This is a genomic window from Pseudarthrobacter sp. O4 (genome assembly GCF_050157025.1).
Lineage (GTDB): Bacteria > Actinomycetota > Actinomycetes > Actinomycetales > Micrococcaceae > Arthrobacter.
In genome coordinates, this window is record NZ_CP189591.1 from 679,016 (window position 1) to 705,712 (window position 26,697).

The window sequence follows — 26,697 nt, forward strand, 5'->3', positions numbered from 1 at the left end:
GCACGGGGGCAACACGCCCGGATAGAAAGTGACGAAGCTCTCACTGTGCCGTGGATGCCGGCGGGCTTCCCGATTGGCCGGGCACTTCCGGCTCAGGGGCGACGGCGGTGCGGGCGCTTGACGATGTCTAGCTGTCCGTCGGCCGCGGCGAGGTTTTCGGCGTCGTTGGCCAGAGCGGCGCCGGTAAGAGCACGCTGATCCGCACGATCAATTCACTGGAGCGTCCCGATTCGGGAAGCGTCAGCGTCGACGGCCGCGAGATGACCACGCTGTCCGGCACAGAGCTGCGCGAGGCACGCCACAACATCGGCATGATCTTCCAGCACTTCAACCTGCTCAGCAGCAGGACCGTGCAGGCCAATGTGGAGCTCTCCCTGGAGATCACCGGCGCGGGGCGCGCAGCGAGGCGGGCCCGGACTCTCGAGATCCTCGAGCTCGTGGGCCTCCACGGCAAGGCCACCGCCTATCCCGCCCAATTGTCCGGCGGACAGAAACAGCGCGTCGGCATTGCCCGTGCACTGGCATCCAACCCTTCAGTCCTGCTCAGTGACGAGGCAACGTCGGCGCTGGATCCCGAATCGACCCGGCAGATTCTTGATCTCATCCGCCGGCTCAGCAAGGACCTGGGACTGACGGTCCTGCTCATCACGCATGAGATGGACGTCGTCAAACGGATTTGCGACTCCGCCGCCGTCATGAGCGGCGGGCGGATCCTTGAGCAGGGGCGCGTGGAACAGCTGCTCACAACGGAGAAATCCCTGTTGGGCCAGGCACTGTTCCCCCTGGGCGAGATCCCGGAGACGTCCAGCGCAATCGTTGAAATCACGTTCAACGGAGTCAAGACGGACCGGCCCGTGATCGCCCAGCTGGCGCGCAAGCACGGTATCGACGTCGGAATCCTGGGTGCTGCGGTCGAAACCATCCACGGGCACCAGACCGGACGCACCCGGCTGGAGCTGCCCGGTGACGAGCGGACCGTGGCCGCCGCCGTCGCCGATCTCCGTTCCCAGGGACTCTTCGTGGAGGTAATTAAGTGATCGACCGCAATGACCCGTACTTCTGGTCGGACCTCCTGGACACGATCCTCAAAGGTACGGGCGAGACGTTCTACACCGTGGGCCTGAGCCTGCTGTTCACGGTGGTTTTCGGCCTGGCCGCCGGCGTCCTGCTTGTGACCACCGAGTCCGACGGCCTGCTGTCAAAGCTTTTCGGCAGCCGGGCGCTGGGGCTCGTTGTGAACCGGGTGCTGGACGTTGTGGTGAACTTCGGCAGGTCCATCCCGTTCATCATCCTCATGATCCTGCTCATTCCATTCACCCGCCTGCTGGTCGGGTCCTTTATCGGACCGACGGCGGCCATTGTCCCGCTGACCATCGCCGGTATTCCCTTCTTCGCCCGGCTGGTGGAGATCGGCATCCGCGAAGTGCCGGTGGGACTGGTCGAAGCCGCCCAGTCCCTGGGCGCCACCCGGTGGACCATCCTGCCCAAGGTCATGGTTGCCGAGGCAGTACCGGCCCTGGCCCTGGGGCTATCCACCACCGTTGTCGGACTCATCGGCTACTCGGCCATGGTGGGCGCCGTGGGCGGCGGCGGACTCGGGGATGTCGCCTTCCGCTACGGCTACCAGCGTTACAGCCCCGAATACATGTTCGGCGTGGTCATCCTCCTGGTCCTGCTGGTGCAGGTGTTCCAGTCCCTTGGCAACTTCGCGGCGCGGCGCCTGTCCCACCGGTAGCCGCCGCCCCGCACCAGATTCCTTTCCTCCACACATTCCATTCTGCGAAAGAGTTCCAATGTTCCGTTCACACATCCTGAAGGCCGCCGTCACCGGAGTGGCCGCCGTCCTCGCCCTGTCCGCCTGCGGCGCGAGCACCTCCAGCAGCCCGGCCGAGACCATCAAGGTGGGCGCCCTGGCCGTGCCGGCCGGGGACATGCTGAAGCAAGTCCAGCGGGAGCTCGCCCCCAAGGAGGGCCTCACCGTGGAGTACAAGGAGTTCAGCGACTACAACACGCCGAACCCGGCCGTGAGTGACGGCGACATCGACGCCAACCTGTTCCAGAACACCACCTTCATGGAGACCTACAACAAGGCGTCCGGCAAGAACCTCGTCAGCGTGGGCAAGGTGTACCTGCCGCCGATGGCCCTGTACTCCAATGACGTGGCCACCCTGGAGGCCCTTCCCGACGGCGCGTCGGTCGCCATCCCGAACGACCCCACCAATGAGTCCCGCGCCCTGAAGCTGCTGGCATCCAAGGGACTCATCGAAGTCACCGACAACCCGATCACGCTCAAGGATGTCAAGGCCAACCCGAAGAACCTCGAGTTCACGGAGATCGAGAACGCCAGCCTGCCGCAGGCCCTCAACGACAAGGACGCGGCCATCGTGACGCTGGCGTTTGCCCTTCCCGCCGGCCTGAGCGCTGAAAAGCAGCTGCTGGTCGAGGGCAAGGACAGCGCCTACTACAACGTCCTGGCTGTGAAGGCCGAGATGAAGGATGATCCGCGCGTGCAGAAGCTGTACAAGATCCTGACCTCGCAGGACATGAAGGATTTCATTGAAACCAAGTTCAAGGGCCTGGTGATCCCGGCCAGCTGACCGGGCACCGCGGGGGCGTTATCGGCGCGTAACACTCGTCTGTCCACCGGCGTGGTGGGCCATGATTGCATCATGGCTATCCCCGCCCCCGCTGTTCCACGCACTCTCACCTGCCGTGCTGTCCTGTTTGATATGGACGGCACGCTGGTGGATTCCACGCCTGTTGTGGAGCAGGTGTGGAGTGAGTTCGCGGCCCGATACGGGCTGGACTCCGCCGAGATCCTGCGCACGTCCCATGGTGTGCAGGCCATCGACACTGTTCGCCGGTTCGCCCCGCCGGGCGCCGACGTCGAGGTGCTTGCTGCCGAGCTCGGTGCCATGGAACGCGTCCGGACCGAGGGGATCGTGCCGCTGCCCGGGGCCGCGGAACTCCTGAGCATTCTTCCCGGCGACGCCGTTGCCCTGGTGACGTCGGCCGATCGGGCCCTGGCTGACATCCGCATGGACGCGGCCGGCCTGGCAATGCCCGCGACGGTCGTCACCGCTGACCTGATCACCCACGGCAAGCCGCATCCCGAGGGGTATCTGCGGGCGGCCGAACTGCTGGGTGTGGAGCCTGCGGAGGCCCTCGTGTTCGAGGATGCGCCCGCCGGGATCGCGGCCGGCCTGGCTGCCGGCATCCGCACGGTGGCAGTAGGCCCGAATACCGGCCCGCTCCCCAACGGTGTGCTGCACATCAATGACTACTCTTCGGTCTCCGCCACGATGGAAACGGACGCCGCTGGCTCCCGGACCATTTCCTTCCTGCTATAGGATCGCCCACTACCTGCAGCGGGATGAGCGTACGAGGGCCATGTGCCCCGCACCTACGGCGAATACGGCTATCACGCCCACACCGGACAGAAACAGAGGATTGTGCGCACACGCCCGACTAAACTTTCCAGCCGTCCCGCGCACGATCGTCATCGACGCCTCACACGTGCTGCAAAGCAGTACGTGTGCACGGTAGGGGACGGGGATGTCAGCGCCAGTCGTCGATCACGTAGGCGCCGGGGTGGCTGTAGCCGGGCTCGTTGGGCCGGTGCATGGTCACGCCCTGCAACCCGGTACGGAAACCGCGGGCGACCATGCGCTGATAGGCATCCGGGCGGCCCAGGTTCATCCCGGCGTCGAGCTGGCCCAGTCCGCGCTCGGCGGCCAGTTGCTCGCAGGCGTCGAGTAGTCGTTCGAATCTGTCACCGGCCTGCCGGCCGGGGCGTACGGCGCCGAACTTGACGAAGCATACACCCGCGCCGGCCTCCGATCCCGGTCCACAGTGACACACGGCCAGCCCGTCGAGCCCCGACTCCCCCGGCAGCAGCACGGTGTCGCCGAGTCCCTGCGCGTGCGCGGCCACGATCTCGCGTTCCAGGTCCAGACCCTCGTACACGGCGTCGGTCAGGGCGCGACAGGCACTGAGGTAGTCGGGCCGCTCGGCGGCGGACAGCCCGGCATACGTCACATTGGCGGGCACCGCGCCACGGGCCGCGACCTGCTTATGCATGACGGCGGTCAGGAATCGGGGCCAGAAGCCGTACCGGCGGTAGAGCTCGAGGTGTTTAGGGCTGTGCGAGAAGGTGAACAGGCCGAGGTGGCTATTCCCCCAGGTCTCGAAGCAGCCCATGATCGGCTCCATCAGGCTTTTGCCGACGCCGTGGTCCCACAGGTCCGGACGTACCGTCAGCGGTCCGAAGAACCCGACGCTGCCCCAGTTGGCTGCGAAGTTTGATCCGGCAAGCTCGCCGTCGACCGTCGCGGCGAAGGCGGCGTGCGGATCGGCGGCAAAGCGGGTACGGACATAGTCGGCGGTCCCGAACGGATCGGGGACCCCGAGGAACGTCCCGAACGCCACCCTGACGATCTCGTCAGCGCGATCGAGGTCCGCCTCGCGCAGCGGGCGGACGGACACCGGCCCCCCAACACTCTTTCGCCCGGTTTCCTGTGCGGTCATGAGTCTCTCCCTCCACTTGCATCCAACCACAAGACGCAACCCCATGGCGAAGCGAATCCGACACCCCCGACGATAGAGTCCCGTGGGGTGGTGTAAATCGTTGTGCCCGTTGCTTTGTGGTGGTGTGCATTATGGCGTGAGTTGGGTGGTTTCGTCCAGCACTCGCGTGAACGAAGGTCTGCCTCGAAGACGATCGCTACCCGCTAAGCGCTGTCGGACAGGGCGGCGAAGAAGCTGATCCTGGACGAGCTACCCTTGAGCTCGTCTGGCGGCACCGGTCCCAGCCTGGGCACGTTCGGCCCGTAAAGTGCTCAGGGATTGGGGTGCAGAGGCCCTGGTCGAGTTTCTGGCGGATGCCGAGACCTTCCATGGGCACTTCGGACGGCCACGGGGCGCCGTGAACCGGTTTACGTAGCCACAGGCCCCCGTTGGCTTGCGGCCCAACGACCGACCATGATGATCAGCTCGACGTCCTCACCGCTTGTCGCGCCCGGCGCTGGAACTCATCGCCGTGTGGCGTGGCCACCACTCGACCAAAGGCAGGAAGCCGCCACGATGCAGGGATTCTCCTTCTCAATGACGTAGGTCGAGCGCTTCGAGCAGTCGCCTGACCGAGCCGCCGAGATTCCACTCCGTGGCGAGACGCTCGAGTTCGGCGCGCGCATCGCCGGCCACAGGGTGCAGCTGCGCGCCCGCCTCCTCCAGCGTCGGCAGCTGGAGGTCGCGCACGATCTTCACGACGGTGGGCGCGACCGCGAGGTAATCCGCGGCCGCGGCGAGCCTCGACCGCGCGGATGCAGACAGCCCGCTTCCCGCATCCGATGCCGCCGCGAGCAGCCCGTCGAGCGTGCCGTACTCTCCGAGCAGCGACGCGGCGGTCTTCTCGCCGATGCCGGCGACGCCCGGGAGCCCGTCGGAGGCGTCGCCGCGGAGCGTCGCGTAGTCGGCATACTGCTCGGGCAGCACGCGGTACTTGCCGACGACGACGACGTCGGTAACGACTTCGAGGTTCTTCATGCCGCGCGCGGTGTAGATCACCCGCACCTGGCGGGCGTCGTCGACGACCTGGAAGAGATCGCGGTCGCCCGTCACCACGTCGACCGGAAGCTCGGCGTGGCTGGCGTAGGTGCCGACGACATCGTCGGCCTCATGGTCCGCAGCCCCCACAACGGCGATGCCGGCGAGGCTGAGCACCCGGCGGATCATCGGAATCTGCGCCTCGAGCGCGTCCGGCACAACCTCCACGTCGGGGGCGCCCGCCACCACCTCCGCGACTCGATGCGACTTGTAGCTCGGGATGAGGTCGACTCGCCACTGCGGACGCCAGTCGTCGTCCCAGCACGCAACGAGATGGGTCGCGTCGTAGTCGGTGGTGAGCCGCGCGATCATGTCGAGCAGCCCGCGAACGGCGTTCACCGGCGTGCCGTCGGCGCGGCGGATCGTGTCCGGTATGCCGTAGAAGGCGCGAAAGTACAGCGACGCAGTGTCGAGCAGCATCAGGCGGTGGGTCATGACTGATCCCGACAATTACATCTGCGCTTGCTGTGCGGCGAATGTAACCGCGTAGTAGATCGTGGTGGCCAGGGCAAACGTAGCAATGGCGTAGCCAATGGACACAGCGGCTACCGCTAAGACCCTGCCGCGTTCGCCTCGCAGCTTGATCTGGTTGAGGGCAACATGCCCTGCACCTACGGCGAAGACTGCTATCACGGCAACACTGGAAAGGACCAGGGCGGCCGCTGCCACGACTGCCATCACCAGTGACCCGACGGCCAACCGATTGAACGGCCTCACGGGTGTTTTACTGTGAGTGCTTTGCACGGACATGTTCTCCCCCAACTCTTGTTCGTGCCACCGAGTCTATAGCCGGGCTTTTGCTCCGCCCCTCGGGCCATGGTCTCTGTCGCTCAGAAAAGATCTGCCAGGTCCCCGTTGGCCTGGTCCACATCAAAGGCCTTGGGGTCCACCCTCTCACCCGGCTGCAATCCCAGCCACTCCCGGTATTCCTCGTGCTCCTCGTGGCCCGGATCGTTGACGGCCTGGACAATGTTCGCCCAGCCCCATGTGCCGCCGCTGTCCTCCGCCGGCGCGGCACCGCGCCCAGCGGTGCACCGCGGCAGCTGCCCGCCGCCGTCGTCCGCTAGGATTTTCTCCACCGTGATGGCGTGCTCCCAGTCGTCGCCGAAGTCATACGTATAGGTCATCGTGCTGCCGACGGCCGGCAGCAGTTCACCGACTGTCACCTTCGATTCGTCGCTGGAAGGTTCGCCGTAGGAATCATCTTCGCCGTCCGCGCTCACCGGCGCATACGTGGGGCCGCGGAATCCCCCGGTCTGGAACTGGTGCAGGTGGTAGTCGAGCCAGCCGAACAGTGCCTGGATCGCCTGGTGCAACTGAGTGAGCGGCATCCCGCCCGGAACCAGGACACGCCGCCAGATGGGCGGTTTCGACCCTTTGAGCATGATTTTCAGCTGCAGAGTTGATGTGGCAGCCGGCCGCGCCGCTGTCACGGGCGACTGAAGAGCGGCCGGCTCAGCAACTGTCGGCTCAATATCCGCATCGTCGGGGTCCTCCCCGAGGCCCAGGTCTGCCAGCACCCAGTCATGGTCGAACACTTCCGCCACGCAGCCGATGAGCGCCGGCGGCACCCGGAAGTGAGAGTCGATGGTCAGCAGCCCCAGCTCGGCGAGCGCTTCCAGTCGGCCCACGGCCAGGCTGGTCATCAGGGCTGCCGTCTTCTTCTCGGCTTCCGGCGCAAAATCCGCGGCGGCCAGCACGCGTTCCAGCAAGGGCGGATCCGCCGTTGCCGCCGCGATCAGGATCGACGTCTGCAGCCCGGCGATCGGCCGTTCCCACGGCTGGTCCTGGTCGAACCCGAGCACAGCCTGCTCCAGGAAACACGCAGTGAAAGTGAAGAACTCCTCCAGCCGCTCAGAAGCACCGCCGGTCAGGAAGCCTTCGGCATCCTCGAACGGCACCACCTTGGTTGACTTGAGCTCAATCAGCTCGGAGGCTTCGAGCGCGGCCCACATCTGGGCCAGCAGCGGCACCTCATACATGCTCCGGACCGTCGGCACAGAATCCGCCGAAGCTGCAGTGCCCGGCAACGCGGATTCCGCCCGCTTGGTGCCACCCCTGACCGTCACCCCGACGCAGGCGGCTGCCGCTTCGATGTCCCGCAGGCGAAGCGCACCGGTTCCGGTGACGGGCCTCCCCTCTCCGATCCACTGCAGCAGCGCCGTGGCGCGCTGGATCAGCGGCAGCTCGGAGAATACCTCCAGGGTCTGTTCTTCGGAAATGTCCGGCACATCGATGTAACCCCGTCCGTCAGCCTCCTCCGCGATGGTGTCGAAGAAGTCCATGACTCCGGCCAGCTGCTCCGCGGATCCGCTCCATCGGCCCGTCTCGGAGAGAAAGTCGACGAAGGTGTGAACAGCATCGACGACGAAGACAGCGTTCTCGACGGCCGCCATCTCGCTGACAGCCATCTCACCCCCAGAAGCGTGGACCGTGGCAGCGACTTCGTCCGAGATCGCGATCGCCAAGGGAATAGGCTCGAAGCCTGTCACCTCCGCCGCGGCCGTGCTGTCCATATACCGGCCGGCGACGGTTTTGACCTGCTCCAGGCATCGCAAGGCGGCAGCGGCGGCCCCGGGCGCGCCGTCGTCCAACCACTGGACAAATGCCGGCGTGAGAGCGTCCATGGCACGTTCGGCACGGAAAGTGCTCAAGGAAACGGAGCCAGTGGCCGGGGAACCGGGGCCGCTTTTCCCCGCGGGACCCGTGTTCTTGTGCCTGTTCTTGTTGTTCTTGCTCATGCCGCACCTGCCTGCTTGCGAATGTGTTGTTACGACGACGGTACTGACCTTGCGGGCAGCATGCCAGTTCTGCATGTGGCTGAGGCGGACACCGGACCGAATGAACGGCACCTTCCGCGGCAAGGAGAAAAGGTAGCGATTATGCCCAAGCGATAGCAAAAAAGCCCCGCACCCCGAAGGGCGGGTTCTAGCGGTCGTTGCAACACCCAGAATTTTTGGGAGTTGCAACGACCGTGTCGTCTTTAACGAAGGAAGCTGCCAGCCGGAGGAAATACACGCCGGAGCAGAAGGCTCAGTTCTTTTCGGTGTTGGACCGGTGTGGGAGTGTGAGCGCGGCCGCGGCGGAGCTCGGCTTCAATCAGATGACGTGCTACCAATGGGTCCATAAATCTCGGCTCCCTGAGCGGGTCCCACGGAATCGGGAAGCTGGGCAGAGGAAATACACGCCTGCGCAGAAGGCTGAGTTCTTCGTCGTGTTCGACCGCGTCAAGAGCACGACGCAGGCCGCACGGGAGTTGGGACTGAATCCCGCAACTTGCGCCGGTTGGGTCCGTAAAGCCGGGCTGAAAAGCCATGGCAAAACGGGGACGGGTCCTCACCCAGGCCGGGATGAGTACTTCCGGCTGCGCAAGACCGGCGTGAGTCGGCGCAAAGCTGCCGCAGCGGTCGGGATACATCTCCGGACCGCCGAAGAGTGGGACCAGGGAATCCGTAAGTCCGGCGGCCGACGCATTTACCCGGATGGCCGAATCGTCGACTACAAACGTGGTGTGACCACCATGACCCCTCCCGCCGGCACGACCGGAACGACCCTGGTCCCCGTACCGGTATCAGCGTTGGAGAAATCTATCGATCCGCGGTTCCTGACCGTGCAGGAACGGGAGCTGATCCGGGACCTGCAGGCCGCCGGCACTTCGATCAGGGCGATCGCCCACGCCCTGGGACGATCGCCTTCAACGATCAGCCGCGAGCTGGCCAGGAATACCGATTCCCGGATGGGCTACCTGCCGCACGGGGCGCATCGGAAGGCCGCTGCCCGGCGGGCCCGGCCCAAGACGGCCAAGCTCGCTGGCGAGTCGGACCTGCGCGACTACGTGAAGGACAAGCTGCTCCTACGCTGGTCTCCGGAGCAGATCAGCCACACGCTGGTCGAAGAGTTCCCCGACAACCCGGAGATGCGTGTGAGCCCAGAGACGATCTATCAAGCCCTCTACGTCCAGGCCAGAGGCGGCCTCAAACGCGAGATACAGGCAGCGCTGCGCACCGGCCGGACCCGCCGCAAACCGCACCGCACCGGCGAGCAACGCACCCCCAGGTTCGTGGACCCGATGGTCATGATTTCCGAGCGCCCGCCCGAGATCGAGGACCGCGCCGTGCCAGGCCATTGGGAAGGGGACCTCATTACCGGCGCCTATAACCAGTCAGCGATCGCGACCCTGGTCGAACGGACCACCCGCTACGTGATGCTCGTCCACCTGCCACATGACCACACCGCCGAAACCGTCCGCGACGGCCTCGTCAAGACCATGGCCACCCTGCCCGCGCACCTGCGAGGATCCCTGACCTGGGACCAGGGCGCGGAAATGGCCACCCACAAATCCTTCACCCTTGCCACCGACATGCCCGTCTATTTCTGCGATCCCGCCAGCCCCTGGCAACGCGGCTCGAACGAGAACACCAACGGGCTGCTGCGCCAGTACTTCCCGAAGGGCACCGACCTGTCCGTCTACGGGCCTGAAGACCTCGAACACGTCGCGCAGGAACTCAACGGACGCCCACGCAAAACGCTCGGCTGGAATACTCCAGCCGAGCGTTTACGTGATTTACTACTAACCACCTAACCAACAGGTGTTGCAACGATCCCTAGAATCCAAGAAGGGTGCAGGGCCGTTCCGCTTAGGCGTAGACGGTCTTTTCGACCTTCCACTGCATCAGCCGCGGGTAGACCCAGAACGTGTAGATGCCCAGTGTGATGATGCTCAGGAGCAGCCACGTGATCCACAGTCCGAAGATGCCCCACCCGGTGCCGACAAACTGAAGCTGCCTACCGTGCAGGTAGGTGTTCTTGGCACGCCACCGTTCAACCAGAACGACGGCGAACGGGTAGCAGATCCCGATCGTGCAGATCGTGATCAAAACTCCGAGGATCTGGGTGCCGAACCACGTCGCGGCCCCACCGCGGAACTGGTAAATCTGGACAACGGGAACGGTTCCGACGCCGGCGGTCACCATGGTGCCGGGGCCTGCGGCAGGCGCCTGCCCATACGCCGAAACTTGCTCGTTGTTGATGCTCAAGGAATCCCCCAATTGATAATGCGATGCGTGAACAGTTGAACTGTAAAGCTTCACAATGGAGCCGGACGTTCCGACACGGCGCCGATGAAGCCCTACCCCGGGATCTGGATCCGTGCGGCTTCCTGCATCAGCGGGGTGGAGATCATCACGGTCGAAGCACCGGGCGCGATATCGAAAGCAATGAATCCTCGAGCCTTGTCACCCGGCAGAACGTCGCCGGAGCCAAGCTGGTTGTCCGCGAAGAGGCTCAGATCGGCTTTGCGCCCATTGGAGTCCTTGGCCGAGAAGTAGAACGGGTTGGAGCTGGTCTTCCCCGTCTCCGTTTCCCACAGGACGTCCAGGAGCAGGTAGCTGCCGTTCTTCGCAGGGGTCGCGAAGGCCGTGGTGGTGACAGCGTCCGTGCGAACTGCGGATACGACGGTGATCCGTGCGACGTCGCCGTTGCGCATCTTGGCGCTGAACGGAGCGCCGACGGCGGGTCCGGCCGGTGCCGCCGGTGAAGCAGCCGGCGCAGCGGCCGGTAGAGCAGTTGCCGAAGAGGCAGGTGCTGCTGCCGCAGGAGCCGAGGCCGCCGCCGGGCTCGCATCGCTGGCCTGCTTGGACCCGCCGGAGCAGGAGCCGAGGGCGATTCCCAGCACCAGGACTCCGGCCGGAATGAGAAAGCGCTTCTTCTTGAAGAACGGCCGCGGCTGAGGCGCTGCAATCGCAGCGGTCAAGGGCTGTCCGGAGTTCTCATGTGACATGTGGTGCCTTTCTAAAGGTGGATGAATTGTGTGTGCGTGCGGCTGCTACTGCTTTTCCCATTTGCCGCACCGGCTGGACTTGAAGTCCTGCCCGCCGGACAGCGCAACTGAGGGCCGGCCACCGCCGGGGAGATCGTTGTCGATGATGTTGCTGCCGTTGCTTCCGGTCGCGTAGATGCCCCAGTAGCAGGAGGAGCCGACGTCGGCTGCGGCCCGGTAGGTGCCGGCCTCGATGTCCTTGCCGACTGTCCAGGTGCCGTCGGCGATGGTGTTGGCTGCCTTGGTCTTCTCGGCGCCGGTCACCACCTCTTCGCGCTTCTTGACGGCCGCATCAGCAGTCTTCACGGCTGCATCTGCCTTGCCGACCTCTGCTTCGCGTGCCGTGACCTTCGCTTCGCGGGCGGCGATGCCGTTCTGGAAGGTGTCGTACTTCGATTTCATCGACTCGTAGCTGGACTTAGCCGAGTCGCGGTCCGACTCCACGGACGCTTTCTCCCCCGCCAGCGCCACGTAGGCGTCGCTGGACTTCGGGTCAGGCAGCGTCGTGCCGATGCCGAGTGCGCCGACCAACAGCGCCAGTACGGCGACGGCAGCGAAGATCCGCCTCTTTCGTCCCGGCTTTGCCTTTTCCCTGGCCGGCTGCGCCTCCTCCAGTACTTCTTTGATCTGCGTTCCCGCCGGCTCGTTGGTTTCGGTGTTCAACATGTTCTCTTCCTCTGTTCACGGATAGCTGCTGAGCGGCGGCGGGATACCGATCCCCCAATGCGTGGTTCCCCGCCGCCGTCGCAGCTCCGGAGGATTCCTTCGTAGCTGCAGAACGAAGCTATGGCTCCCTTGGGTGCCGCAGGTCAAAGAACACTGATAACCCCCGTTATCAGCACCTCACGCGAAAAGACGCCCCACACCGTTAGGCTGGGGGTCGACGTCGTCAGGAGGCGCAAAATGAACGAAACAGAAGCCCTGCGCATGACCCTTTCGGACGTCGCCGCCCTGGCACAGGTCCAGCGCCCCGTCGTTTCCATGTGGCGCCAACGCAGCGCCGGGTCTGCCCACCCGTTTCCGGAGCCGGCCGCGATCGAAGGCGGCCGCGAACTCTTCGACGCCGACCACATCGCCGCCTGGCTGGCCGCCACTCGACGGGGCAACAACCCGGAGGCGGCTAACGACGTCGCCGCCTTCGCCCGGATGCCCGGCACCGCCGCCGGCAGCGCCCAGAGAAACACACTCGACGCCCTCACAGCCCTGCTGACGCTCAAGACACTGACCGGCAAGGCGCTGGCGCAGCTGGGCCCGGCTGAGCTGCTGGACATCGCGGACGAGTGCGATCCCGATGACCTGTTCCTTTATTCGGAGCTGGAGGCCGCGGGAACGTCGCTTGCTTCCACGGCGGCGTTCGCCGACCGGCTGGTGGACAGTGCGTACAACGCGGCCGCCGCTTTCGAGCAACTGCTGGCGGCCCGGTTCCGGGCGGGGCTCCGGGAGCACGCAGATACCGCGCTCACCGACCCTGCCGTGGGGCTGGTTGCCGCGGCAGCTGTCGAACTGGCCGCGACGCTCGGCGGGAACCCCGTGTTTGCCGACTCCACACGCGGCGGCAGCGACCTCCTGATGGGCGTCGTGCACGCTTCCGGCGAAAGTGCTCCCGTCACCTTTCTGACAGCGGACGACGACGGCGGTGCAGGCCGCCTGGTGCGTCGCCGCCTGCGGGTTCATGGCGTGGACGGCGGACAGATCCGTGTCGATGCAAACGGTGAGTTTTCCGTCCGTGGAGCCGTGGTCCATGTGGCGCAGTATCCGTCCCCCGGCGAACCGGGCATGGACGCATCCCAGATCCTGTCCGCGGTGGAGCACCTTGCCCTGCAGATGGACGATCAGCAGCGGGCAGTCATCATCGCGCCGGCACGGGTTCTCTGCGATCTGCCGCTGGCCGCCGGGGCCGCCGGCCTGCGATCCGGGCTTCTGCGCACCGGCCGGGTGCGCGCCATCGTGCGGCTGCCCCAGGGACTGCTGCGTTCCAAGCCACGCGAGGCCCAGGCACTGTGGATACTGGGACCGTCGTTCGCAGAAGTGCCCATTGCCGAGCGTTGGACCATGGTGGCGGACCTCAGCACCCGTGCCCTCGCAGAAGACGTCAGCCAGGACCTCATCAGCGATATCGTCGCGTCGATGGGTGACCGCGCCACCATCCGCGCCCACTCCTTCCGCTTCGCCCGGCTGGTGCAGACCCGCCTCCTGCTGGCCAGCAGGAAGTCGTTGGTGGCAGCGCCTTCCCACGGCTTTACTCCGAGTTCCAGCGGCGCGGAGGCTGCCCTTCGGGTGGAAAAACTTGTACGCATGTTGCAGACCGGCGGACCTCAACAATCCGCCGAGGTGGCAGTACTCCCGGGAGATCCGAACGCGAAGGCTCAGCCCACCTCCGTCCAGGAACTCATCGCCGCCGGCAACCTCAAATACATCAAAGGGAACCGACTCGAGGATGCGGATCTGGCGCCACGCGGCGGGACTCGAGTCCTGGGGCCGGCCGAGCTGATCCACCCGCATACCGCCCCGTCCCGCCACCTCAGCCTCCTGGACTTCGCCGCCAGCAATCCGTCCGGGCGCCTCACCGAACCCGGCGACGTCGTCTTCTGCACCAGCCCCCGTCCCGCGGCGCTGGTGGACACGCAAGGCGGATCCGCCGTCGTCTTCCCCGCCCGCGTGCTGCGGATCGACGCCGGGGACCCCGGCGGGCTGCTGCCCGACGTCGTCGTCGCGGACATCAACAGCCTCCCGGCGGCGGACAAGTCCTGGCGCCAGTGGCGCCTGCGCAGCACGCCGGATGCCCAGCGTAAGAATCTGGGCGAATGGCTCGCCCAGCTGCAACACGAACAGCAAGAAGCCCGCGAACGCCTCGGGCGGCTGGAAGAACTCGCTACCCTGATTACGGACGGCGTCGCGGGCGGAAGCCTCACCCTGACAGACCCCAGCAGTAAGCTCGCCGAACCACAGACCGAAGGAACCCAGTAATGCCCGCCGCAAAGAGAAGTACAGCATTGAAGGTGGACCTCGCCCCGTCCACCATGAAGGAACTCAAGGACACCCTCTGGAAGGCCGCGGACAAACTGCGCGGTTCCATGGATGCCTCCCAGTACAAGGACGTGATCCTGGGCCTGGTGTTCCTGAAGTACGTCTCGGATGCCTTCGAGGAGCGCCGCGGGCAGATCCAGGCCGAGCTGGAGGCCGACGGGCTCAACGAGGAGCAGATAGCCCAGCTGATCGACGACGTGGACGAGTACACCGGCCGCGGCGTTTTCTGGGTCTCCGAACGGGCCCGCTGGACCTACCTGGCCGACAACGCGAAGGGCCTGCCGGCGATGGACGGCGCCGAGCCCAAGCAGAACGGCCAGCTCATCGACGAGGCCATGGACATGATCATGGCCGCCAACCCGACGCTGGCCGCCACGCTCCCCCGCATCTTCAACCGCGACAACGTGGACCAGCGCCGATTGGGCGAACTGCTGGACCTGCTGAACTCGGCCCGCTTCACCGGCCAGGGCGTCAGCAAGGCCCGCGACCTGCTCGGCGAGGTCTACGAGTACTTCCTGGAGAAGTTCGCCCGGGCCGAGGGCAAGCGCGGCGGCGAGTTCTACACCCCGGCCGGCGTCGTCCGGGTGCTCGTGGAGGTGCTCGAACCGAACCGCGGGCGGGTTTACGATCCCTGCTGCGGCTCCGGCGGCATGTTCGTCCAGACCGAGAAGTTCCTGGAGCACCACCAGAAGGAGGGCTCGGACATCTCCGTCTACGGCCAGGAGCTCAACGAGCGCACCTGGCGGATGGCCAAAATGAACCTCGCCATCCACGGCCTCAACGCCAACCTGGCCTCCCGCTGGGGCGACACCTTCGCCCGCGACCAGCACCCGGAGCTGACCGGCAACAACGGCGCGGACTTCATCATGGCCAACCCGCCGTTCAACATCAAGGACTGGGCCCGCTCCGAGTCCGACCCCCGCTGGAAGTACGGCATCCCGCCGGCCGGGAACGCCAACTACGCCTGGATCCAGCACATCATCTCCAAGCTCGCCCCGGGCGGCAGCGCCGGCGTGGTGATGGCCAACGGCTCCATGTCCTCCAACTCCGGCGGCGAGGGCGAGATCCGCGCCCAGCTCGTGGAAGCGGACCTTGTCTCCTGCATGGTGGCGCTGCCCACCCAGCTATTCCGCAGTACCGGCATCCCCGTCTGCACCTGGTTCTTCGCCAAGGACAAGTCGGCGGGCTCGCGGGGGTCCGTCGACCGGACCGGCCAGGTGCTCTTCATCGACGCCCGCAACCTCGGCTACATGGTGGACCGCGCCGAGCGCGCCCTGTCCGATGAGGACATCGCCAAGATCGCGGGGACTTACCACGCGTGGCGCGGCACCACATCGGCGGTTGAGGAAGGTCTGGCGTACGACGACGAAGCCGGCTTCTGCTATTCGGCCAGCCTCGCCGAGGTCAAGGCTGCGGATTACGCGCTGACGCCCGGCCGGTATGTCGGGGCGGCTGAGGTAGAGGACGACGGCGAGCCGATCGAAGAGAAGATCGCACGGCTGTCAAAGGAGCTATTCGAGCAGTTCGAGGAGTCCGAGCGCCTGGCGGCGGTTGTTCGGGAGCAGCTGGGGAGGGTCTTGTGAGGGCTGACATCAAATTCGGACAGCTATTCGCTGTCCCTCTTAGAAACGGCGTCAGCTATGCCTCGAGCCAACGAGGCTCAGGAATTCCGATGATCAATATGAAGGAGATATTTGCGTTTGACCGTATCTCTGATCAGAAATGCGAACTGGCGCCCCTCACCGAAAAGGAGCGTGGCCACAGTCTGCTGACGAGCTGGGACCTTCTCTTTGCCCGTCAGTCTCTGACCTATGAGGGAGCGGGCAAGTGTTCGATGGTGCTGCCGTTCGAGGGCGAACGCACATTTGAGAGTCACCTCATGCGAGTTCGAATATCTCGCGAGATTGCTTCTCCAGCTTTCTACTACTATTACTTTCGATCATCTCAGGGCCGCAGGAACATTGAAACAATCGTCCAACAGGTCGCAGCGGCCGGCATCCGCGGCTCCGATCTGGCAAGGCTGACCGTACCGTTTCCTCCACTTTCGGAGCAGCGGGCGATCGCGGAGATCCTGGGAGCGCTCGACGACAAGATCGCCGCCAACACCAATCTGGCTTCGACTGCGGAACAACTTGCGGCCGTCGAATTTCAACAACGAGTCCGGGCCCTGCCGTTTTCGGAGCAAACGTTTGGTGACGTAGCAAAGGTGAGCGGTGGTGGCACTCCGAGTACTTCCGTCCCGGAATTCTGGAACGGCGATGTGTTGTGGGCGACGCCGACCGATGTGACTGCTCTCCAAGGACCCTATCTGTCCGCCACTTCGCGCCGGATCTCGGAAGACGGGCTAGCAGCCTGCGCTTCCGACCTCTACCCGGCCGGCGCAATTCTCATGACATCTCGGGCAACTATTGGTGCATTCGCGCTGGCGCAGCAACCGATGGCCGTCAACCAGGGGTTCATCGTTGTTCAACCTCAAGACCCGGAGTTGCGTCTTTGGTTTTTTCACGAAATGCGGAGCCGGGTGGATGAATTCATTTCACTGGCCAACGGGGCAACCTTTCTTGAATTGAGCCGCGGCAACTTCAAAAAATTCAAAGTCAGGCTTGCTGAGCCACAGGTGATGAAGGAATTTGTCGCTGTGGCGGAACCGCTTCACGCCGCAGCCTCAAACGGCCTCTCGGAAAACACGAAGCTGGCAACCACCCGCGACACCCTCCTCCCTCAGCTCATGTCCGGCAAGCTTCGCGTGAAGGAAGCCGAGAGAGTCCTGGAGGAAGCCGGCGTATGAATCCGGACCAGGGTGCCATTGAGCCGGGATTGCGGAAGCACGCGAATGCTGCGTCGTTTCCGTCGACACCGGCCAAGAGCGCCATGCCCGCTTGGTACCCGCAGCTCTTGGATGCAATCGCCCAGCGAATCACGCTAGGTCGTCTCCGCGCCACCGCTGCCATCAACCGGGAGCTCTCGGCGACGAACTGGGCCATTGGCAAGCTGATTCTTGAGCGGCAGAACGACGAAGGGTGGGGCACCCGGGTCATTGACCGCCTTGCCGCGGACCTTAAAACCGAGTTCCCGGGCGCCAGGGGCTTCTCGCCTCGCAACCTGAAGTACATGCGAGCATTCGCCGAAGCGTGGCCCGAACAGGCAATTGTGCAACGCGTTGCACAATTGCCGTGGGGCCACAACGTGATACTGCTCGACAAGCTCAGCGATACCGAATCCCGCCTTTGGTACGCCGCGGCCGCCGTCGAGAACGGCTGGTCACGGGCGGTGCTGGTCCATAACATCGAGACCCGGCTCAACGAACGCTCCGGCAAGGCAGTCACCAATTTCACGGCGACGCTGCCGCCGTCGGACTCCGACCTTGCCCAGCAAGCCACCAAGGATCCGTATGTCTTCGATTTCCTCGCGCTGACGGACCGGCGCCACGAACGCGAGCTCGAGACGCAGCTGGTTCAGCACATCGAGAAGTTCCTACTGGAGCTGGGCCAAGGCTTCGCTTTCGTCGGCGAACAGGTGCGGCTGGAGATCGACGGTGACGAATTCTTCGCCGACCTCCTCTTCTACCACCTCAAGCTCCGCTGCTACGTGGTGATTGAACTCAAAGCGGTGAAGTTCGATCCGGGCTTCCTCGGGCAGCTTGGCATGTACATGGCCGCGGTCGATGACCTGCTGGCCTACCCGGACGACAAGCCCACCATCGGGCTCCTGCTGTGCAAGTCCAAGAACAACCTGGTGGCCGAATACGCGCTCCGCAGCTCATCCATGCCCATCGGAGTGTCCGAATGGAAGTCAGAAATCGTTAAGTCGCTACCGGAAGAATTCGCCTCCAGCCTTCCGAGTATCGAAGAGCTTGAGGCCGAACTGGCACAAGAGAATTCCATTACCGATCCGGCCAACCAGGGGGAGAAACCGTGATACAGAAGCAAATAGTTGTCAGTTCGGCGTGGGCATCATGATGAGGAGCCTGGCACCAGGCACCACCGTCGCCGGCCTAGTCGCCGACGGCAATCCGGACACATCGTGGGTCGTTGCAACCCTGTCGAATGATCCTAATCGAGGGCTTGAGGTGGAAATCCCGTACATTCGCTCGTCGGGCGATTCGCAGTTCACAACCCCCGAGCAGTGGTTCACGGATCACGACATCCCTTCTAATCTTCTGTTTCAATCAGAAGATGGCGACATTACGCTATTCGACTGCCATTTCACCGGGCGAACCGAGAACTTGGGCCGAGGCACCGCGTTCGGTCGACTGGGCGTTCGAGAGGCAGTCTTCCACAGACGGGACGGCGACCCGCAAAGCCCCTTAGAAGTGACCGAGGTGCGGTCAACGCTCGATGGGTTGAAGGAGTGGACTCAATTTTCCTCCATCTCCAAGACCGTCCACAGAACCGCAGAAAATCGCGCACAGAAGATGGTCATCGAAGTAGAAGCCTTGGACGTGGAGTCGTGGACTCACGGTGATGCGACCATGTTGCTAGAAACAACGTGGCGGGACTCCGATGACCCTAGCGGGCTCAAGGTAGTCGACTCGGTTGTTCTGACTAGCTCATTCGCCATACCGAAGCCAGTCAGCCGGCATTTAGCCGAGCAACGACAACTGGTCGCTCTTCTCAAGGTCATGTTCGAATGTGGCGTTCGCTTTCGCAGCCATGAGATAAGAGACTCGCGTTACACATCAAGACTGCTTTCGGGAGAGGTTTACGACAGACCTTATGTAGCTCTCGTGAGCCGCGCAACGGCTGGCGACTATCAAGAGCCGGTTCCGGACAAAAATTCGCTGCAGCATCCAATTGGGAGACTCGCCGATGTTGGAAACGATGGCCTTCATTTATGGAACCGTCTCTACTCAAAGTGGGAGCGCGTCATATTGCCAATTACCGCCGTGATTGGACGGTCGGCGCTTGTAGAAGACCGAATGACCAGCTCTGGAATTGCCATTGAAGCCGCTGGCGTGCTTTTAGAAATAGCCGCGGGTGAGGAGGTCACGTGGAGAGGGAAGAATCCGACTACAGCCACATACGCCCTCCGATGCATCTCAACTCTCGGCCTTGATTGGAGCCAGATTGCTGCATCCGAGGTCGGACTGGCCCGGGGCATCGCCAAGCGATACAACTCCATCAAGCATCCCAAACCGGGGCCCTTCCCCGATGCTCTGCAGAGCTACTTGATCTCGAACATTGCGGTCATGCTCGTACGCCTAGTCATCACGGCCAACATAGATGGCGCAGGAAGCCTGGTTGGCCGATATGCAGATGGGCATCTATTTGCGCAAAGGCTTCGAGAGTTCGAAGACAACAACTTGTACTTGGACGACGACGGTGAGTTCGTTGAACACCCCACAGCAGGAAAGTTGACCCCGTGAGCACAGCACCCGTCAAGATACCCGCGCTCGGCTTTTCGGAGGCCGACTGGGAAGGTATCGCACTTGACCGGCTGGCCGAGCCGCTGGGCTGGCAGCCCAAAGCCGGCCAGGACATCGCACCCGGCACGGACGAGCGCGATTCCTGGGATGAGCTGCTGATCAGGCCGCGCCTGCTCGCGGCCCTGCAGCGGTTCAACCCGGCGGTTCCCGTGCAGTACCTGCAGCAGGCGGTCGCGGAGATCGCCTCGCCGAAGTCCAACGACGCCCTCGCCGAGAACCACCGCATCCACGGCTACCTGGTGGACGGCTTCCGGCTCAGCTACATCGACGCCGACGGCACCGAGACCAACCCCACCATCCGGCTGCTCAGCACGGACCCGGATCAGAACCACTGGCTCGCCGTCAACCAGGTCACCCTCGTCCAGGGCGACTACAAACGCCGCTTCGACCTCGTGCTCTACTGCAACGGCATGCCCGTCAGCATCATCGAACTCAAGAAGGCCGGCAGCTCCCACGCCGACGTCGCCGCCGCGCACGCACAGCTCCAGACCTACCTGCGCGAGTTCCCCCTGGCCTTCCGCTTCTGCGTCTTCACGCTCGCCTCGGACGGCATCGAGGCCAAATACGGCACGCCGTTCACTCCCCTGAACCACTTCTCCCCCTGGAACGTCGACGACGACGGCGTGCCGGTGGCCCCCGGCTACATGGAAGCCGGCGAAGCCGTCACCCCGCTGGAGACAGCCCTGTACGGACTCTACGAACCGGAACGGTTCCTGCAGTTGCTGCGCAACTTCACCGCGTTCGACGGCGGCTCCGACGGGCTCACTAAGCGCATCGCCAAGCCGCACCAGTACTTCGCCGTGACCAAGGCCGTGGGCAGCACCGTCCACGCCGTCGAGAGCAACGGCAAGGCCGGCGTCGTCTGGCACACGCAGGGCTCGGGAAAGTCGATGGAAATGGAGCTCTACACCAACCTGGTGGCCCGGCACCCCAGGCTGAAGAACCCGACCGTCGTCGTCATCACGGACCGCAACGAACTCGACGGGCAGCTGTTCGAGGGCTTTTCCCGCAGCCTTCTGCTGGCCGAGTCGCCCAAGCAGATCAAGAAGCGCTCCGAACTGCGCGACGAACTCTCCAACCGCACCACCGGCGGCATCTACTTCACCACGCTGCAGAAGTTCGGCCGCAGCAAGGCCGAGAAGGACGCCGGCACCGACCACCCGCTGCTGTCCGACCGACGGAACATCATCGTGGTGGTGGACGAGGCGCACCGCAGCCACTACGACGACCTCGACGGCTACGCCCGGCACCTTCGAGATGCCCTGCCGCACGCCACACTGATCGCCTTCACCGGCACGCCGATCTCCTTCGACGACCGCAACACCCAGGACGTCTTCGGCGACTACATCGACATCTACGATCTCTCCCGGGCCGTGGAGGACGGCGCCACCGTGCCCGTCTACTTCGAGCCCCGGCTGATCAAGGTGGGGCTGGCCTCGGAGGTCACGGAGGAAATCCTGGACCGGGCAGCGGACGAATACACAACCGGCCTGGATGATACCGAGCGGGCGCGCATCGAGGCGAGCGTCGCCGTCGTCAACGCCGTCTACGGTGCGCCGCAGCGGATCGCGGCGCTGGCCGCGGACCTGGTGACGCACTGGGAGAACCGCAGCGCCCGGATGCACAAGTTCATCGAGGCGCCGGGCAAGGCCATGATCGTGGGCGGGACGCGGGAAATCTGCGCGAAGCTGTACACGGCGATCGTGGAGCTGCGGCCGGACTGGCACTCGGACGATCTGGGCAAGGGCAGGATCAAGGTGGTGTACTCGGGCAACGCGACCGACGTGCCGCCGGTCTCCGACCACGTGCGCCGCGATTCGTTGAACGCTCAGATCAAGGAGCGGCTCAAGGATGTGGACGACGAGCTGGAGCTGGTGATCGTCAAGGACATGATGCTCACCGGCTACGACTCCCCTCCGCTACATACGCTGTACCTGGACCGGCCGCTCAAGGGTGCGCTGTTGATGCAGACCCTGGCACGGGTGAACCGCACCTTCCGCGGCAAGGAGGACGGGCTGCTGGTGGCGTACGCTCCGTTGGCGGAGAACCTGGCCAAGGCGCTGGGCGAGTACACGCGCTCGGACCAGGAGAAGAAGCCGGTCGGCAAGAACATCGACGACGCGATCACGGTGGCGATGGAGCTGGTTTCGAAGATCTCCGCCCTGCTCTCTGGGTACGACTGGCGGGCGGTCCTGATGAAGGGCGGGCCGAAGGCGTTCCTGAACGCGGTCACCGGGGCTGTGAACTACCTGCGCGCACCGGAGACCCCGGGCAATCAGTCCTCCGATGGGGAGACGACGGCGGCGGCTTACCGCCGGCTGTCCAGCCAGCTCTCCCGTGTCTGGGCACTCTGCTCCGGCTCTGAGACGATGGCTGAATTGTTGCCGCAGATCAAAGTGTACGAGGAGATCCGGGTCTGGATGGCGAAGTACGACGCCGCCGACCGGCAGGCTTCCGGCGAGCCGGTGCCTGAGGACATCCAACGTCTGCTGGGCGAGCTGATTGCCACGGCCACATCTTCTGGTGAGATCCTCGACATTTACGAGGCTGCGGGTATGCCCAAGCCTTCCCTGGATGACCTGACCCCGGAGTTCATCGCCAAGACCCAGCAGGCCCGCAACCCGCAGCTGGCCATCGAGGCCCTGCGAAAGCTGATTGCCGACGAGTCGGCCGCAACGACGCGGAACAATGTGATCCGCCAGCGCGCGTTTTCCGAGCGCATCACCGAGCTGATGCAAAAATACACCAACCAGCAGCTGACGTCGGCAGAGGTCATTGCGGAGTTGGTGGAGCTGGCCCGTGAAGTGGCCGCCGAAGGCACCCGCGGAGCCCGGTTCACTCCCCCGCTGAACTCCGATGAGTTGGCGTTCTACGATGCGGTGGCCCAGAACGAGTCTGCGGTGGAGGTCCAGGGCGAAGGCGTCCTGGCCGATATTGCCCGGGAGTTGGTGTCCGTTATGCGGCGGGACGTCCGGACCGACTGGACCGTGCGCGATGATGTGCGGGCCAAACTGCGATCCTCGATCAAGCGGCTCTTGGTCCGCTTCGGCTACCCACCGGACAAACAGCCCGAGGCGATCAAATTGGTCATGGAGCAGATGGAATCCATGGCACCGCGGTTCGCAGAGGCACGGGGATAACACAAAGGAATGCTCCGCCGACGCCGGACCCCGCACCTCAACTCAAGGCTAAGCCGCGCAAGGTAGCAAGGGTCGGAGCGGCCAACGCCGCCCGCATCGTTCTAGGACTGTGTTGGCCTTGCTGCTTGCTCTGACGTGGATGGGAAGCAATCCCACTGGGAAACGAAGCCGGCAGTCCTTCCGATTGGAAGTCCCGGCTCAGAGCAGCCGCCGTAAAGAACGAACTCAATAATGGCGATACAAACGGCGACCCCCAGCAGTCGACCTCGGAGTTGCAGGCGAGCTAGTCATCCGCGGTGCGGAGGGTGCACGCAGGCGCCGCGCTGCTTATTTGCTGTAGACGTCGCGGCGATGGCCAAGGGTCACCACGACCACCAGCAGGACATCGTCGTGGATTGTATAAATGATCCAATAGTCGCCAACACGCACCCGAAAGCCCGGACGGCCACGCAAGGCGATGGCCTTGGGTGGCCTGGGATCGGATCCAAGGAGTGCGATAGCGCCTTGGATCCGATCGCGGTCGCTCGGGTGGACCTGTTTGAGGGCCCGAATTGCCGCAGGACGGACCTCAATCCGGTAGGTGGTCATGCCCAGCCAAGATCGGCTTTCACTTGGGCCCAGGGGATGTTTCCGCCCTCTTCGGCCATAGCCGCGTCGAACGCTGCGATGTCCTCGACTTCTTCCAGGGCATCGAGCATCTGCTCGTAGCGCTCCGGTGATACCAGAACGGCTGCCCGGCGCCCCCGGCGCTCAATGAATACCGGCTCGGATTCAGCCATGCTGAGGAGCTCGGGCAGATGAGCTCGCGCATCCGTGATGTTGATGGTCGACATTCGTTAAACGTACACCTAAGTGCACAAAGTGTACATGGGAGCCTTCGTGGAATAAAGAAGTGCCCGGAACCTCAACAGATGCCGGGAACTTCTTCGCCCGCAGCCGCCGTCCTTCATAAGTTATTCAGAAGCTGTGAGATGTAGATCTATTTGGAAGACCTTCCAACAGTTGACCGGGTAGAAATCTGCGACCAGCCGTCAAGCGAACTGGATCATGGTGGCCCGACTAATTGGAAGTTTGTGTCACCACTCCGTCGACCCGATCAGCAAGGGGCCGCGCTTAGCCGGACAGAGCCTAGTTCTCCTCTCGTTTGCGACCAAACGTCACCTCAACACCGCCAAGGCATCCTCAAGGTCCAGGCCGCCGGCCTGCCGCCCGCAGACCCTGTCCGTCACACCCGCGCAGGACTACGATTTTGCCTGTTGACCAAGCACACGGTGACCAGCACAGACGGGGGCAGACGCAGAGTGAGGAAAACGCTGTGACCGGAGGGACGAGGCTGAGCGGACCGCACTGGCGGCGAGTGGTGGCAGCCCTCGCCAACAACGACGCGCGGACCGCCTACGCGCAAATCGTGCTGGGCGCCAAGCCCCCCGACGTGGTTGCTGATCTGAATGACCAACGGCGAAACCGGGCCATCGCCGCTCTTCTTGAGTCAGGGCTCGTCGAACGGAATGCTGCCAACGAACTGGAGGCGTCTGAGTCGATCTTCCGCGACCTGCTCACGCAGCAACCCCGCCGACAGGCGCAGACCGGATTGGCTCGCTTCATGCGCCTGGGCAGGATCGAGAGGTATCCAGCCAACATGGCGGAACGGCGGGAGCTCCTGGCCTGGATTGTCAGCGAAGCCATCGAGCCGGGCGAACACCTAACGGAAAAGCAGGTAAATCAACGGCTCCTCAGTTATACCGATGATGTCATTATGCTGCGCCGCTACATGATCGACTTCGGACTATTGGAACGGACGCCCTCCGGCTCCTCCTACTCGCGGCACGACGAACCATAGGCTTCGAACTTGGCGTTCTCATAGCGTCAAAACCTGTCCGAGCGCAACAGCTTGGAAGAAGGTTGTATCCGGGCCCACGACGATGCACCGATCCCGTATGCTTCCACGCCCTGACCTACCCGCGCTGAACGACGATTCAGCCCCGGCGACCCGACCTCGCCAGCCTCCCCGCCTGTCGGGAAGACCGGGATTACTACCGCCGTCTCCGAGCCGCGCGGGAGTCCTGCGCCAACTGCTGTCGAGTCAGCAAGCGCCACATTCCCGGACCCACTGGCCGCCGAAGGTCACCGGCCGCGGGAGTGTCTAACGGTGGATCCAGAGTGGCCTGACACGCCGGCCGGTGCCTGGCAGGAAGGACTGATCGTGAGCGGAACCATGGATCCCATGACGACTGAAGTGGATCAGCAAGAGTTGGCGGGCCGGGGACGGCGGCGAAGACTGGCAGGCGTCCATCGCGAAAGCGTCCGGCACAATATGGGGGGCCTGGATGACTGAAGCCTCAACATTCGCCAAGGTTCTGCCAAGCATCGGCGCTTCCGGTTGAACAGCGCTCTGCTTCCACTTTAGGCTGACGGCAACCGGCGAGCCGGATCCCCGCCCGCACTGCCCGGGCCACACATGATTGGAGCATTACGCATGTCGATTGCAAAGAAGCTGGGCGCTGTCGTCCTGACCGCCGCCGTTCTCACCGGAGCAGGTGCCGGTGTGGCCAACGCGGCCCCGACCAAGTCCGCACACTCGGTCTCCGCGAAGGCGTCCGCAAAGGCCATCGAGGCGAAGGCCAAGGCGGAGTTGAAGAAGCAGGCGGCCGCCGCGAAGCTTGCCGCGGTGAAGGCCAAGGTCACCGCCCTGAAGGCTGCCGCCGAGGCGAAGAAGGCTGCCACCGTTGCGGATGCCGCGCAGAAGCGCGCCGCCCAGGAGGCCAAGAAGATCACCAAGAAGGCCACCCAGGCGCAGAAGCGTGAAACCGCAGCAGCGAAGTCGGCAGCCGCAAAGGCAGCCGCTGACGCGAAGGCTGCAGAGGAAGCCGCCGCCGAAGCTGCGGAGGCCGCCGCCGAGGCTGACGCGGAAGCTGCCGAAAAGGCGGCAGAAGCCGCGGCAGAGACCTCTGTCGAGCCGGTGGAGGAGTCCGCCGACGCCTGATTCGTACACCACTGGTAACACCCCCTTCCGATGCACCGGCCGCCAGCAGGTGGCCTTCGGGAAGGGGGTGTTGCCGTGTCCCGACACTTTCGCCGCATCGCCACACACAGCGATTTGGAAGACCTTCCACGTGGCAGCACAGCAACTCCTGGGCTTGACCCTGCAGGAGCGTCGAGTAGGGGCCAGTACCTGGCACGAGTGGTTCTCCGGGCTCGAACTCGCGTCGCCGGGCGAGTGGCAAGAGATCGCAGCCTGGCTGGTGGAAACTGGACACCTCGATTCCGACCAAGGGATGCTCTTCATGGGGCCCGAAGCTGAGCGAAAGTACGGCGGCATCCACTACCGGGACCTCATGGCCGTTTTCACTGCGGACCCACAGGTAGCAATACTGCACGGTCGCGAGGAAATCGGCTCCGTTGACCCAATGGTGCTCCAGCGCAAAGTTGACGGTCCGCGGCTTCTTCCGCTCGGACGCATGGCCTGGCAGGTGAACTACGTCGATTGAAAGCGCCACCGCGCCTACGTTGAACCGTCTGCAAAGTCCGCCGACTCCAAATGGTCAAGCATGCCGCAGCCCGCGTCCTATGCCCTGAGCGATGCAACGCGGCGGGTGCTGCTCGGGGCCACTCCCGCCGGCGTGCTGCCGTCCAAAAGGGCCGTGACCAAGTTGGGCGAGCTGCGGGAAGAATGTGCACACCGG

At 64.2% G+C, this 26,697-nt stretch carries 23 protein-coding genes; 14 read left to right on the forward strand and 9 right to left on the reverse strand.

Annotated elements, in window-relative coordinates:
• Positions 1–131: 131 nt before the first annotated feature.
• The 4 genes from ACQCSU_RS03095 to ACQCSU_RS03110 all read left to right on the forward strand — a co-directional run bounded on the left by ACQCSU_RS03095 (position 132) and on the right by ACQCSU_RS03110 (position 3,350).
• On the forward strand, positions 132–1,037 hold the full coding sequence (locus ACQCSU_RS03095) for a methionine ABC transporter ATP-binding protein (RefSeq protein WP_426979697.1): 906 nt from the start codon (positions 132–134) through the stop codon (positions 1,035–1,037).
• Positions 1,034–1,735 carry a methionine ABC transporter permease gene (locus ACQCSU_RS03100; RefSeq protein WP_426978222.1) on the forward strand — a complete coding sequence of 234 codons (702 nt, stop codon included), beginning with the start codon at positions 1,034–1,036 and terminating at the stop codon, positions 1,733–1,735. Before ACQCSU_RS03095 ends, ACQCSU_RS03100 begins: the two co-directional genes overlap by 4 nt.
• Positions 1,736–1,793: 58 nt before the next feature.
• A complete protein-coding gene (locus ACQCSU_RS03105; protein WP_426978224.1) occupies positions 1,794–2,597 on the forward strand; it encodes a MetQ/NlpA family ABC transporter substrate-binding protein in 804 nt (267 codons plus the stop codon).
• A gap of 72 nt (positions 2,598–2,669) precedes the next feature.
• Positions 2,670–3,350, forward strand: coding sequence for an HAD-IA family hydrolase (locus ACQCSU_RS03110; protein WP_426978225.1), 681 nt, complete (start codon positions 2,670–2,672; stop codon positions 3,348–3,350).
• A gap of 208 nt (positions 3,351–3,558) precedes the next feature.
• Here ACQCSU_RS03110 and ACQCSU_RS03115 read toward each other — a convergent pair whose 3' ends face one another.
• The 4 genes from ACQCSU_RS03115 to ACQCSU_RS03130 all read right to left on the reverse strand — a co-directional run bounded on the left by ACQCSU_RS03115 (position 3,559) and on the right by ACQCSU_RS03130 (position 8,345).
• On the reverse strand, positions 3,559–4,527 hold the full coding sequence (locus ACQCSU_RS03115; protein WP_426978226.1) for a GNAT family N-acetyltransferase: 969 nt from the start codon (positions 4,525–4,527) through the stop codon (positions 3,559–3,561).
• 573 nt (positions 4,528–5,100) lie between these two features.
• Positions 5,101–6,039 (reverse strand): 5'-3' exonuclease, encoded by a 939-nt coding sequence (locus ACQCSU_RS03120; protein WP_426978228.1) that lies wholly within the window; start codon positions 6,037–6,039, stop codon positions 5,101–5,103.
• A 15-nt stretch (positions 6,040–6,054) separates the two neighbouring features.
• Positions 6,055–6,321 carry a hypothetical protein gene (locus tag ACQCSU_RS03125; RefSeq protein ID WP_426978229.1) on the reverse strand — a complete coding sequence of 89 codons (267 nt, stop codon included), beginning with the start codon at positions 6,319–6,321 and terminating at the stop codon, positions 6,055–6,057.
• A 113-nt stretch (positions 6,322–6,434) separates the two neighbouring features.
• Positions 6,435–8,345, reverse strand: a complete 1,911-nt coding sequence (locus ACQCSU_RS03130) for a plasmid pRiA4b ORF-3 family protein (RefSeq protein WP_426978231.1) — start codon at positions 8,343–8,345, stop codon at positions 6,435–6,437.
• Between the two features lie 638 nt (positions 8,346–8,983).
• Between ACQCSU_RS03130 and ACQCSU_RS03135 the strand changes: the two genes are divergently transcribed.
• Complete coding sequence (locus tag ACQCSU_RS03135; protein WP_426978233.1) at positions 8,984–10,186, forward strand: IS30 family transposase; 1,203 nt, start codon at positions 8,984–8,986, stop codon at positions 10,184–10,186.
• Positions 10,187–10,241: 55 nt separating this feature from the next.
• Here the strand turns inward: ACQCSU_RS03135 and ACQCSU_RS03140 are convergent, their stop codons facing one another.
• The 3 genes from ACQCSU_RS03140 to ACQCSU_RS03150 form a co-directional block, all read right to left on the reverse strand.
• Positions 10,242–10,640, reverse strand: coding sequence for a DUF898 family protein (locus ACQCSU_RS03140; RefSeq protein WP_426978234.1), 399 nt, complete (start codon positions 10,638–10,640; stop codon positions 10,242–10,244).
• Between the two features lie 92 nt (positions 10,641–10,732).
• Positions 10,733–11,383 (reverse strand): DUF4352 domain-containing protein, encoded by a 651-nt coding sequence (locus ACQCSU_RS03145; protein WP_426978235.1) that lies wholly within the window; start codon positions 11,381–11,383, stop codon positions 10,733–10,735.
• Between the two features lie 45 nt (positions 11,384–11,428).
• Positions 11,429–12,088: a hypothetical protein gene (locus ACQCSU_RS03150; RefSeq protein WP_426978236.1), complete on the reverse strand. Its 660-nt coding sequence runs from the start codon at positions 12,086–12,088 to the stop codon at positions 11,429–11,431.
• A 237-nt stretch (positions 12,089–12,325) separates the two neighbouring features.
• Here ACQCSU_RS03150 and ACQCSU_RS03155 point away from each other — a divergent pair, with 237 nt between their 5' ends.
• The 6 genes from ACQCSU_RS03155 to ACQCSU_RS03180 all read left to right on the forward strand — a co-directional run bounded on the left by ACQCSU_RS03155 (position 12,326) and on the right by ACQCSU_RS03180 (position 23,014).
• Positions 12,326–14,389, forward strand: a complete 2,064-nt coding sequence (locus ACQCSU_RS03155) for a hypothetical protein (protein ID WP_426978238.1) — start codon at positions 12,326–12,328, stop codon at positions 14,387–14,389.
• Positions 14,389–16,032, forward strand: a complete 1,644-nt coding sequence (locus tag ACQCSU_RS03160; RefSeq protein ID WP_426978240.1) for a type I restriction-modification system subunit M — start codon at positions 14,389–14,391, stop codon at positions 16,030–16,032. Before ACQCSU_RS03155 ends, ACQCSU_RS03160 begins: the two co-directional genes overlap by 1 nt.
• Positions 16,033–16,121: 89 nt before the next feature.
• Entirely contained in the window at positions 16,122–17,237 is a 1,116-nt protein-coding gene (locus tag ACQCSU_RS03165; RefSeq protein WP_426978241.1) for a restriction endonuclease subunit S, read from the forward strand.
• Positions 17,234–18,367 carry a PDDEXK nuclease domain-containing protein gene (locus ACQCSU_RS03170; protein WP_426978243.1) on the forward strand — a complete coding sequence of 378 codons (1,134 nt, stop codon included), beginning with the start codon at positions 17,234–17,236 and terminating at the stop codon, positions 18,365–18,367. Before ACQCSU_RS03165 ends, ACQCSU_RS03170 begins: the two co-directional genes overlap by 4 nt.
• 37 nt (positions 18,368–18,404) lie before the next feature.
• Positions 18,405–19,814, forward strand: coding sequence for a hypothetical protein (locus ACQCSU_RS03175; RefSeq protein WP_426979698.1), 1,410 nt, complete (start codon positions 18,405–18,407; stop codon positions 19,812–19,814).
• Positions 19,811–23,014 carry a type I restriction endonuclease subunit R gene (locus ACQCSU_RS03180; RefSeq protein ID WP_426978245.1) on the forward strand — a complete coding sequence of 1,068 codons (3,204 nt, stop codon included), beginning with the start codon at positions 19,811–19,813 and terminating at the stop codon, positions 23,012–23,014. The genes ACQCSU_RS03175 and ACQCSU_RS03180 overlap by 4 nt, the downstream gene beginning before the upstream one ends.
• Positions 23,015–23,341: 327 nt before the next feature.
• On the opposite strand, the gene ACQCSU_RS03185 is transcribed toward ACQCSU_RS03180, so the two are convergent.
• On the reverse strand, positions 23,342–23,602 hold the full coding sequence (locus ACQCSU_RS03185) for a type II toxin-antitoxin system RelE family toxin (RefSeq protein ID WP_354243498.1): 261 nt from the start codon (positions 23,600–23,602) through the stop codon (positions 23,342–23,344).
• Positions 23,599–23,847 carry a type II toxin-antitoxin system Phd/YefM family antitoxin gene (locus ACQCSU_RS03190; protein WP_354243501.1) on the reverse strand — a complete coding sequence of 83 codons (249 nt, stop codon included), beginning with the start codon at positions 23,845–23,847 and terminating at the stop codon, positions 23,599–23,601. Before ACQCSU_RS03190 ends, ACQCSU_RS03185 begins: the two co-directional genes overlap by 4 nt.
• Positions 23,848–24,374: 527 nt before the next feature.
• Between ACQCSU_RS03190 and ACQCSU_RS03195 the strand changes: the two genes are divergently transcribed.
• From ACQCSU_RS03195 to ACQCSU_RS03205, 3 genes are all read left to right on the forward strand, one after another.
• A complete protein-coding gene (locus ACQCSU_RS03195; RefSeq protein ID WP_354243504.1) occupies positions 24,375–24,854 on the forward strand; it encodes a DUF2087 domain-containing protein in 480 nt (159 codons plus the stop codon).
• A 636-nt stretch (positions 24,855–25,490) separates the two neighbouring features.
• Entirely contained in the window at positions 25,491–25,997 is a 507-nt protein-coding gene (locus tag ACQCSU_RS03200; protein ID WP_354187901.1) for a hypothetical protein, read from the forward strand.
• A gap of 130 nt (positions 25,998–26,127) precedes the next feature.
• The gene (locus tag ACQCSU_RS03205; RefSeq protein WP_354187900.1) at positions 26,128–26,502 is read left to right on the forward strand and encodes a hypothetical protein; all 375 of its coding nucleotides are present in this window, start codon (positions 26,128–26,130) and stop codon (positions 26,500–26,502) included.
• Positions 26,503–26,697: the final 195 nt, after the last annotated feature.